Origin of the sequence: Zarconia navalis LEGE 11467 (genome assembly GCF_015207075.1) — a bacterium.
GTDB lineage: Bacteria > Cyanobacteriota > Cyanobacteriia > Cyanobacteriales > Geitlerinemataceae > Zarconia > Zarconia navalis.
Genome location: NZ_JADEXN010000141.1, coordinates 1 through 10,113, shown reverse-complemented (window position 1 = coordinate 10,113; position 10,113 = coordinate 1). Strand labels below are relative to the sequence as shown.

Below are 10,113 nucleotides of genomic sequence, written 5' to 3'. Positions count from 1 at the left end.
GGGTAGGCACGGGGGCGCTACCCCTACAGGTTCAAAGCGGGTTGAATGGAACGCTGCGAGTTGATTGCGCGTTCCCATTTTGCTGACCTTTAGGCTTGTCTTTACGTTTGTAGCGTTGCGTCCACCACACCAAGCTGTCGCACAGTTGAGTCAGAACCGCCAGAGATGCAGTGCGATCGTATCGGGGAAATTTCGTCTCATCCCACAGCTTCTGGGTCATGTCTCGAATGGCCTGGGTATTTTTAGGATCGTTAACGTTAATCTTGTCGTTGGGGACGCTGATGTCCGCTTTTTTCATAATTTTGACCAAAGCTTCCCAGGTCTCTCGCCAGTATTCCCCTTGTTGTTGAGTTTTGCTTTTCCCCAGCAAGCGCAGGTGTTCCCCCCAAAACCGTTCCAACCCGAAAGCCGCAGTCGCCCGCATTTTGTGAGATTCGTTGAGTACGTCATTGTCCCGGTATTTCAGCACCAAATCTTGAGCTTCTCGGTCTAAATCGTATGGATGCCAAGCCATCGTTACGCCTCCTTATAATCCGCGAATGGTCATAGAACAGTGACCGAATCCGATCGACTCTAAGCCACCGAGGTAAATTTCACCTTCGGTTCCCGTTTCTAGGGGTTGCCATGTCTCTTCTGGCTGCGACTTCTCTTCGGGTTTTGCATCGGGTTTTGGATTCCGTTTCTTGATGCCGATGGGAAATACCATCAGCGTTCCTTCGGGTAAAGCTTCCACGTTGAAAAAGTTATCGACTACTTTCTGGTTTTCTTTCAATGCCACTCGGCTTTGGCGATACAGACCCATGTCGTGAATCATCCCCATTTCCTCGTTTTTCACCACCACTGCTGGTAAATCTTTCCCCAGGGGAAACCATGCCGACAAATCTTGGTTTGGATGTTCGATATCGATAAACCCCAGGTTAAAGAACAGTACGGGGTTGCTTTTCTCCACAGGGTTGCTTTTTTCCTTTTTTTTGCCGATCGTTTTTTTCGGTTCGCTCATTTTTTTTTGTTCCCGTCCTTTCAAGTTTTTGGAGGCCGTATAGGGATCGGGTGTTTTAATCTTTTGGTCGATCGAGGCAATGCGCCGATAGCGTTCCAACAAACGAGGACAGCTAACCCAAACGATCGGCTGACCGGGGCAAAATACAGGCATCCAGACGATCGAGGCGTGTTCGATTTTCAGCCGCGACTCGAATTCTTCGTTTTTATTGCGATCGGCCGCTTGACCGTACCAATATTTTGCGGCTTCATCCTTCTCCTCTGCAAATTCTCGCATCTCCGCCCGCAACCGTCCCCGAATCGAACTTCCCGGAACGATTCCCGTCTGGGTAAATTGGTCGCGAAAGATGAGATTCAGGTTACCCGTTTCTTCCCCTGCGGTCGCCCCAACGTGCAGGGGGGCAAGGGTTTCGATAATTCCGTAAGCTTTGTCGTACATTAAGCCACTCCTTTTTCGTTGTTTTCGTCGGATACGCCGGGAATATCCACCGGCAGACACAATCCACACCCCACATCTTTGAGGTTGAATCCTTCAGTGGGGAACCACTCCGAAGGCCAGTCGTACCAGGGTTTGCCGATAGGTCGATCCAATACATAAACGCTGCCTGCGGGAACGGCGTAGCGTCCCCGTCCCAACCGTCCCCCGGCGCGGTAGCGATAGGGAACGGGTTTATCTGTCAGCATTAAGGGTTCGCCGAAGTCCCAATTTTGGGGATAGCGGTAAGAATAGCGTTGGGAACCCCAAACAGCCGGCGCAATCAGGGCAAACGTGCGTTCGATGGGTTGGTTCAACCACTTCTGAAAGTTGTCATCTAAGGGCAAACACTCGATTTCAACTAAGTGATTTTCGCCCCCAAAGCGATACCAACCGGGCTCGAGTTCGTGAGGTTGAAGTTCGTGGGTGGAGAGATACACCAAACACTTATCCGGTTCCATTTGCACGGCATTTTCGAGAAATAACCCATCTTCAGCAACTACGCTACGTTGGTGGGTTTGCATTTTGGGATGGAGGATGGGAATGAATTCCCAAGGCGATTTTTCTGCCGATTCATTACTTTGAATCGCGTCGGGTTCGATATTCCAGGTGCTAATCGGCTGCCAGGAAAAATCGGGATCGAGTTCGGGGTTTTTGCGCTGCCATACTTTCCGATCGTCTAACTCCCATCGATCGGTTTTATCTTTGCCAACGATCGTACTCCAGGGAATGGGAACGTAGATCTCAGATTTATCTTTGGTTTCTGCCCAAAAAGGTCCGGCTACCCGAAGATTCTCTTTGAGTTCTTTTTTCTCTTTGGGTTGGTGATACCGAGTGCGAAAAAACAATCCAGCTAGGGTGGCAGCTTCTGGGGGAAACTTAGCCCCCGATCGCCCCACCAAGTTGTCGGGGGAGAGGAAACCACCGGAACTGCCATACAGCATTCCCAAGGGATGAATCCGAATTTGAAACTTAAACATCGTTCGATGGATTTGACGAGACATTATTTTTGTTGCTGAATAAGTGCCACCCTACAGAAATGAGATTATCTGCCCAGTAAATCAGTTCTTCTGCTCTTTTCGAGCGTTCTTCAAAAGATGCAACAATCTCTTTTTGATTTTTTGTTGACTCAAGGATTTGCAGAACACCTGGAAAGTAAATCTCTAAAAAATTTAATACTCTATCGCGATAGTCATAAATAGTTTCCTCAATTTCGTCTTTTCGATCTTCATTGTCTTCCTCAGTCGTCAAATTAATTCGATCGAGACCGAAACCCATTGCACGCCTCGATTTAAGATGGGCTAAGTCTTGATAGATATGCGTCCAATTTTGTCCGTCTTCTAAATCTCGGTAGCGTTCTAAGATGTTGAGGTATTTCCACGGAGTCGTCCACTGGACGTATTGCCCGTTATTAAATACGACCCGAATCGTGATGCGATCGCGCCCTAAACTTTTCGATCGCTTCTCAGCTTCTCGGCAATGTTGCAGCACATCTCGCTGAGGAACGCCCGGCGCAACCCAAACAAATCCAACGCTAACTGTCAGATTTTGTTGGTATTTATCTCGAACTATTTTCCTCAACTCGTCCCATTCTTCGTGTAATTCTCCTAGCCATTCATAAGCCTGAATTGCGGGAATTGGTGCTTCAATTTTATCGCTATATAAAACACCCAAAAAATCATCACCACCCGCATAAATCACTCGCCCTAAACCTTCAGGAAAATCTTCTTGCAGCTTTAAACCCCAATTGCGGACATCTTCGCTAAATTCTTTGAGTTTGCGATCGCGTTCTTCCTCTGTCTCGTTGGGATTCGTAGCAATATTTTGCAAGACATCCCCCATCTTGTCGCCATCTCCCATAAACCATCCCGTCCAATGTCCGCTAATATCTTTATCGGTTTGAGTTTGAGAAGATTTTTTGGGATCGCTTGCTCGCCGAATGATATCGCCGAAGTTGCTTGGTGAGTCTATCTTTAGAGTGTCGGTAATACTCTCGTTTGTATCTTCTCGATCGACGGTAATCAAACGCTTCACTAGTTCTGGAATACTCAGAAACTCTTTTTCTCCAATAAACTTACCTTCAATTTCAGTATCCGGAGAATAATACTTCCATTGAGATTTCGATAAATTGAGGACAACAAATAAATCCTGATAAAACTCTTTAACTTCTTCTAAGTTGATGGTAGGTATTTTTTTGTAGTTTCCGTCGATAAAATTAATCCCCTCACCTGCCATTCTCGGATAGGAGATCGCATCTGCACCGCTAAGACTCGAACTTTCCCCAATCCAATTAATTGCCGTCCACTGTCGCGCCAACTTCCGATTTTCTAGGTCTTTTCTAGCTGCTTCTGGCGAGTCTCCCGTTCCCCAAAAGACTTCCCAGGTTTTACCTTTCCATTTATCCCATTCCGATTCCCAGGTATAATTATAGTTAGGCTTATTTTGGTTTTCTCTAAATTCTTTGACTTGCTCTTCTAGCCAAGCTTGACAGACATCCAAGACATCACTCCAGGCATCTTTTAAAGCTTGTTTCGCATCTTCTTCAGAGAAATCCCCTGTCAATAAAATTCGGTTAGGCATTCCTTCTTTAATATTCGAGAGTCCGGGAGAAATAACGGTTCCTCCTTTTTCCTCCACCGCTTCAATTAATTTCTGGCTGAGATAGGATAAAATCAGCGATGCACCGTACAAATCCCTCAACTTCCGCGACTTTTCGATGAAGCTTTGAATGGGAGCAAACGTAATAAATGTGTAATGTGCCATAAATGCTCTTAGTTGCAACAATTGAAATATTCTCAGTCGCCCGATCGAGTTTAAGCAAATTTAGAAAACATCTGCAAAATTATTATTTTATTTTAAAAATTTAATACCTGGATAAAACACTGAACTAAAAAAGCGAATCGAGCAAGAATCCTGTGTTTTAAACAACTAAATTGACTGTATCATCCATCTTTAGAATTTTCATTATCCTTCGCGCGCACGACGAATTCTCGAAAACACCAGGGGCGATCGCCAAGACCGGAAATGGAAAAATGAAACAGTACGCAAAACCGAGCCGAGTCAGATCGAGCGAGTAGACTGGTGCAAGAGGTGTCACGACTCCGGTTCTTACCCTGTAAGTCCATCGACCTCCAGGGTAAGCACGATTTTCCCGAATTGTCGTAAAAAGTATCGTAAAGAATTTTCAAGCCTGGTTCTGCGTGCTATCCTCTGTCCAGGTCAATGTATTTCGTGAGGAGAAAAAAATTTATGGTTATGTCTTCGGCGCGGAACTCGTCGGCAAGTCGCCGCGTTTCCGGCGTTTCTTCGCGATCGCAGCTCGATACCAACGATTTCCACCCGTTCAGTTCTCCCTTATCTCTTCCTTCCACTCCCTTATTTGGCACCGATGGCATTCGCGGTTGCGTCGGCAAGCTTTTAACCGCCCCCTTAGCTATGCAAGTGGGGTTCTGGGCCGGTCGCGTCCTGAGCGATCGCGCCACCACCGCTGGACCTATCGTCCTCGGCCAAGACTCCCGCAACTCCGGTAATATGCTCGGCATGGCACTTTCTGCGGGTTTGACCGCCGCCGGACTCGACGTGTGGAATATCGGATTGTGCCCGACTCCCGGTGTGGCTTACCTCGCCTGCCATAGTGAGGCGATCGGGGGGGTGATGATTTCCGCCAGCCACAACCCTCCAGAAGACAACGGCATCAAATTTTTTGGGGCAAACGGCACGAAACTCTCTTGTGCGATGCAAGAGGCGATCGAAGCGGGAGTGCGCGGCAAGCTTCCCCAACTCACCTCATTACCCATCTGGGGACAGCACCACCATCGCCCGGAACTGGTGAAAATTTACGCCGATTCCCTCTCGCGTCCCCTCTTGCCCGAAGTGGATTTTCGGGGCTTGAAGATCGTGTTGGATTTAGCCTGGGGTGCAGCGGCAAACCTGGCACCGCAAATCTTTGAAGCCATGGGTGCCGACGTTATTTGCTTGCACGATCGACCCGATGGCGATCGCATCAATGTCAACTGCGGTTCCACCCATCTCGAACCCCTGCGCTGTGCCGTCCTCGAACATCAAGCGGATATGGGGTTTGCCTTCGATGGCGATGCCGATCGCGTCCTGGCGGTCGATAACCTCGGACGACCCGTGGATGGAGACTACATTTTGTATTTGTGGGGGTCGGCCCTGCAAGAGTCGGGACAGTTACCCAACAACGAAATTATTACCACGGTGATGGCCAATCTAGGTTTCGAGCGTGCGTGGGAAGCCCGAGGCGGTCGCCTAGTCCGCACTGCTGTGGGCGATCGACATGTCCACGCCGCCATGGAACAGAAGGGAGCCACCTTGGGCGGAGAACAGTCGGGTCACGTGATTTGCAGCCATTACGGAATCGGTGGCGACGGAGTACTGACCGCCTTACACCTTGCCAGCCTCGTGCGTCGCAACAACGTACCGCTATCCGACGCGATCGATAATAGCTTCCAAACCTACCCCCAACTGTTGGTAAACGTGCGCGTCGAAGATCGGCACGCGCGGATGAATTGGAAGAAGTGCGAAGCGCTCAAAGAGGAGATCGCACGGGCTCAAGTGGCAATGGGCGATCGCGGACGGGTGCTGGTGCGCGCATCTGGCACGGAGCCAGTTATCCGAGTTATGGTGGAGGCAGCGACCTCCGAACTCGCTCGCCACTGGTCGGAAACCTTAGTTACAGCCGTGGAATACCATTTGGCAAGCTAAGTTAAGTCACCGAGATCGGAACGATTCAAGCTTATTAAGTACGAAGTAGTTTGGCTGGCTCGATCGGGGTTGAGGCGAGCGCGGAATTGGAAGTCAGGGTGCAACATTTAGAGTCCAATATTTAGGGTGCAACGTTTTTAGGGCTTCATGATGGGACCGAAACGAACGTCCCAATATGTCTCCCAATTATTTCCATTCTCGCCCCGCGCGCCAGTCATACCGATCGTTCTTCGATGCCGAAAACAAAGAAAAAGTCCAAGAAGAAGTCCCGTAGATCGAAACAAGATACTAATTCCCAAACTCCTGCCCTCAGCAAAAAAGAACTTAAAGCTAAAAAACGCAAAGCCGCCAAACAGCGTAAAGAATTTATCCAAGCTTTCATAACGACCGGTAGTATCGGCGCTATCCTCGGTCTAATCCTATTTTTTCTCAAAGATCCCAAACTGGCGATCGCGGGTGGTGGAGGAATTATCGTCCTTGCCCTTTCCTACAAATACCCGCTCCAAGCCCTGTGGGGATTTATCATTTATATGCCCTTTGCCGGAACGATAACCTACTGGATCGGCGGTGGCAATGCTCTCTTTCAACTGGCAAAAGATGGTTTCTATATTCCAGCTATGATAGCCATGTTTCAAGGGCTAAAACGACGCAAACAGCCTTGGATTTTACCCAAAAACTTAAAAACACCGCTGACAATTTTACTCATTACTGGTTTGGCGACTTTACTCTTTGTCAATGGAGCACAGCAATTTTCTTCGAAACCTCGAGGTCAACCGATTCTGATGGGAATTTTGGGTCTCAAAGTTCTCTTGGGATACGTTCCGCTGATTACCTGTACCTATCACCTTCTGAAAGGAAAACGCGAGTTTCTTCTCTTTGTTCGCACCCATATCGTTCTTGTTGTTGTTTGCTGCGCTTTAGGGGTGATGCAGTACATGATGCTCAAAACAGGTCGGTGTCAAGGAACCGATCATTTGCTGGGAGAAGATTTATTCAAACCAACCCTAGAGGCAAAGTGCTTGGTGGGCGGTTCTTTGGTGTACAGTCCCTCTCAAAGTATGATTCGCTTACCAGGCACTTTGGTTGCACCTTGGCAGTGGGCCTGGTTTTTGATTGGTAATATATTTTTTACCTTTGCATCGGCATTTAACGATCCATCTTTTAAGTGGAAAGCTATCAGTTTTTTCGGAATGGCATTGGTGTTTGTTAATGCAGTAATTTCCGGTCAACGAATTGCTTTGCTCTTAGTTCCTTTACTTACCATAATTTTGCTAGTTGCTACGGGAAAAGTTACCAAGCTCAAACAATTTTTACCGATCGCAGGTGGAATTGCTGTCTTAATTGTGGGAGCAACAATTTTATTTCCCGCTATCATTCAAGAGCGGATCGATAGCACGGTAGGTCGCTGGAATGCTTCCCCTCCAACGGCGTTTATCGCTCATCAAGTTGAGTTTACCTCAAAAGAGAGTGGGGGTTTATTGGGAAATGGTGTCGGGCGAGCCACGAATTCAGCTCGCGTTTTCGGTCAAGGAAAGCTAATTGAAACCTATTATCCGAAACTCTTTTACGAACTCGGACCGATCGGGGTTCTTGCTTTTTTAGCTTGTGTAACGGCGATAACGATAAGTACGTTCAAAGCTTATCGTTCGGTCAAAGATAGCAGTTTGCGCGGTTACGGTTCGGCTTTTTGGGTTTTTATTGTCTTTATCAGCTATCAAACTTATTACTATCCTCTTGATGTCGATCCGGTTGCAGTCTATTACTGGATGGTAGCCGGAGCCATTCTGAAATTACCTGAAATTGAAAAGCAGGAACTCGAAAAAAATCGAAATCGACCCGAAGCTTTTCCAGAATCCTCAAAGAAACGAAGAAAAAAAAGAAAACTTTCTCGGGTCTAACACTCGTGAATTTTAACGAACGATTATGAGCTTTATGAAGGCTCGATCGCGAGACGATCGAAAAAATAATTGTTTTAATAAATTCAGAAAGATTAGTTCCAGGCTTTGTCCCTGGCTCGATCGATGTATTTTATGGTGTCGAGCCTTCAACGAAACTTCTTTATTCGCTTATTTAGCGCGGCCTTTGTCTTTTTTCCGATCGCATCCCATGCCGTAGATATCCAAACCGTTCCCAATCCCCGCGAAACTGATGGCGGTTGGGTGACGGATATGGCAGACGTTCTGGGCGATGAAACCGAAGCGAAAATCAACCGGACGATCTCCGAGTTAGAAGCGAAAAATGGCACGGAAATTGCCGTGGTTACCGTCCCCGAAACCACCCCATCCGCTTCTCCAAAGGCATTTACCACAGCTTTATTTAATGATTGGGGAATTGGCAAACGAGGAGAAGATAACGGCGTATTATTTCTGGTTTCTGTGGGCGATCGTCGAGTCGAAATCGAAACCGGTTACGGCATCGAACCCATTTTGTCCGATCGAAAAGTCTCTCAAATTATTGAAACTCACATCGTTCCCAAATTCAAAGCGGGAAATATGGATGGGGGGGTTTTAGGGGGAACGCAAGCGTTGGTAACCGCTTTAGATTCCACGACATCCCGACGGAGTTCTTTCCCATTTTCCCTCTGGCAACTGTTCGGTTCCGGGGTGACACTCGCGGGTTTGGGATGGTTCGTCAAGTATAAAGTCGATCGCCGTCCCCGATATTTCTCCCCAGCAGGGCGATCGCAAGTTAACAATCGAAGACGCAGTGAGGCAAAGGCTTCCGTACGCTGCCAAACCTGTCGCCATCCGATGACTGAATTGCCTCCAGATATCTTATCGGCTCGGTTGACGCTTCCCCAACAAACAGCCCAAGACCTGAATAGCGTGGAATTTACCGGTTGGCATTGCTCCCACTGCCAAGCTCGCCTCCCCCAGGGAAAGTTTCACCTGCGCGCTTACGTGAATCCTTTGACGGCTTACCAGGAATGTCCCCAATGCCGGGAACGGACGGTTGAGCGATTAAGTTCGATCGTCGAGCAGCCGACGTACTCCCAGCACGGACAGCGCTGCACGAGGTGGGAATGCTATTGTTGCAACTATAAAACTCAGGAGTACGCTGCTATCCCGCCTCTGGCTCCACCAGAACCCTCTTCGAGTACTCGTCGTTCTTCGAGTCGCAATTCTAGCAGCAGTTCCAGTAGCAGTAGTAGCTGGAGCAGTGGTAGTTCTAGCAATTTTGGTGGTGGTGAAAGTGGCGGTGGTGGCGCTGGTGGAGACTGGTAAATCGAGTTTGGTTAAAGTAGAAATTTGTAAAGTGGGCAGTTTTCCGTGCGGGAATTTCACTTCGATCGTCTAACTTTGATACTTGCTATCAAACTGCTTGCCTACCCCAAAAACTCTTATCTTTATGACAAAGCCGATCGACATCAACAATGAGTCAAAATCTTCGCAAAGAAACCTGGTGGCTGTCCTATGCAACTTTTCCTGATTTAATCTGGGCGCTTCTTCAAGTCTATGACAATGATGTCGCTGAAGTTTTAACAATGGATGGGGATAGATATAGATTTGAGAATGAAGAAGAAGCAAGATTATGGTTAAGTGAAGATGAGTATAGCTCTTTTACATCTCTTGATGAAGATGATGAAGAAGACTTAGGTTGTTCTATCTCCTCCATTCAGATTCCATCTGGAAATAGCGATAATGAGCTTGTTTCCAAAATGTACGTTAAGCGAAGGCATCTCTAATTTAGATCGAGTTCGGTTGAAGACTGATGATTCACCGTGAAGCGAGCTACTTTACTTTAAAAATGCTGGAGAATTATGAAACAATAATTGGATGATATATTTTTTGTATCGTACTTAATTGGAAACAAAAAACACCTAATATTAAAACAAAAAAGTAGGTAAAGCTATTAACTTCACCTATTTTATATTGGAAGACCTCTAATTCAAACTCTAATCGCCAACAAATGTT

Annotated in this window: 8 protein-coding genes; 4 read left to right on the top strand and 4 right to left on the bottom strand. The window is 47.2% G+C overall.

Annotation, left to right across the window (positions count from 1 at the left end; translation table 11 throughout):
• Positions 1-31: 31 nt before the first annotated feature.
• From IQ235_RS09580 to IQ235_RS09565, 4 genes are read right to left on the bottom strand one after another with little or no spacing between them, the layout of a single operon-like run.
• Positions 32-514, bottom strand: a complete 483-nt coding sequence (locus IQ235_RS09580) for a hypothetical protein (protein WP_264321252.1) — start codon at positions 512-514, stop codon at positions 32-34.
• A gap of 12 nt (positions 515-526) precedes the next feature.
• Positions 527-1,438: an RAMP superfamily CRISPR-associated protein gene (locus IQ235_RS09575; RefSeq protein ID WP_264321251.1), complete on the bottom strand. Its 912-nt coding sequence runs from the start codon at positions 1,436-1,438 to the stop codon at positions 527-529.
• On the bottom strand, positions 1,438-2,478 hold the full coding sequence (locus IQ235_RS09570) for a type III-B CRISPR module-associated Cmr3 family protein (protein ID WP_264321250.1): 1,041 nt from the start codon (positions 2,476-2,478) through the stop codon (positions 1,438-1,440). Before IQ235_RS09570 ends, IQ235_RS09575 begins: the two co-directional genes overlap by 1 nt.
• A complete protein-coding gene (locus tag IQ235_RS09565; protein WP_264321249.1) occupies positions 2,447-4,237 on the bottom strand; it encodes a Cas10/Cmr2 second palm domain-containing protein in 1,791 nt (596 codons plus the stop codon). Before IQ235_RS09565 ends, IQ235_RS09570 begins: the two co-directional genes overlap by 32 nt.
• A gap of 486 nt (positions 4,238-4,723) precedes the next feature.
• On the opposite strand from IQ235_RS09565, the gene glmM reads away from it, so the two are divergent.
• The 4 genes from glmM (at position 4,724) to IQ235_RS09545 (ending at position 9,884) form a co-directional block, all read left to right on the top strand.
• Positions 4,724-6,199, top strand: a complete 1,476-nt coding sequence (gene glmM / locus IQ235_RS09560) for a phosphoglucosamine mutase (protein WP_264321248.1) — start codon at positions 4,724-4,726, stop codon at positions 6,197-6,199.
• 233 nt (positions 6,200-6,432) lie between these two features.
• Positions 6,433-8,097 carry a hormogonium polysaccharide biosynthesis protein HpsL gene (gene hpsL, locus IQ235_RS09555; protein ID WP_264321247.1) on the top strand — a complete coding sequence of 555 codons (1,665 nt, stop codon included), beginning with the start codon at positions 6,433-6,435 and terminating at the stop codon, positions 8,095-8,097.
• 132 nt (positions 8,098-8,229) lie between these two features.
• Positions 8,230-9,423: a TPM domain-containing protein gene (locus IQ235_RS09550; RefSeq protein ID WP_264321246.1), complete on the top strand. Its 1,194-nt coding sequence runs from the start codon at positions 8,230-8,232 to the stop codon at positions 9,421-9,423.
• Positions 9,424-9,572: 149 nt separating this feature from the next.
• Positions 9,573-9,884, top strand: coding sequence for a hypothetical protein (locus tag IQ235_RS09545; RefSeq protein WP_264321245.1), 312 nt, complete (start codon positions 9,573-9,575; stop codon positions 9,882-9,884).
• Positions 9,885-10,113: the final 229 nt, after the last annotated feature.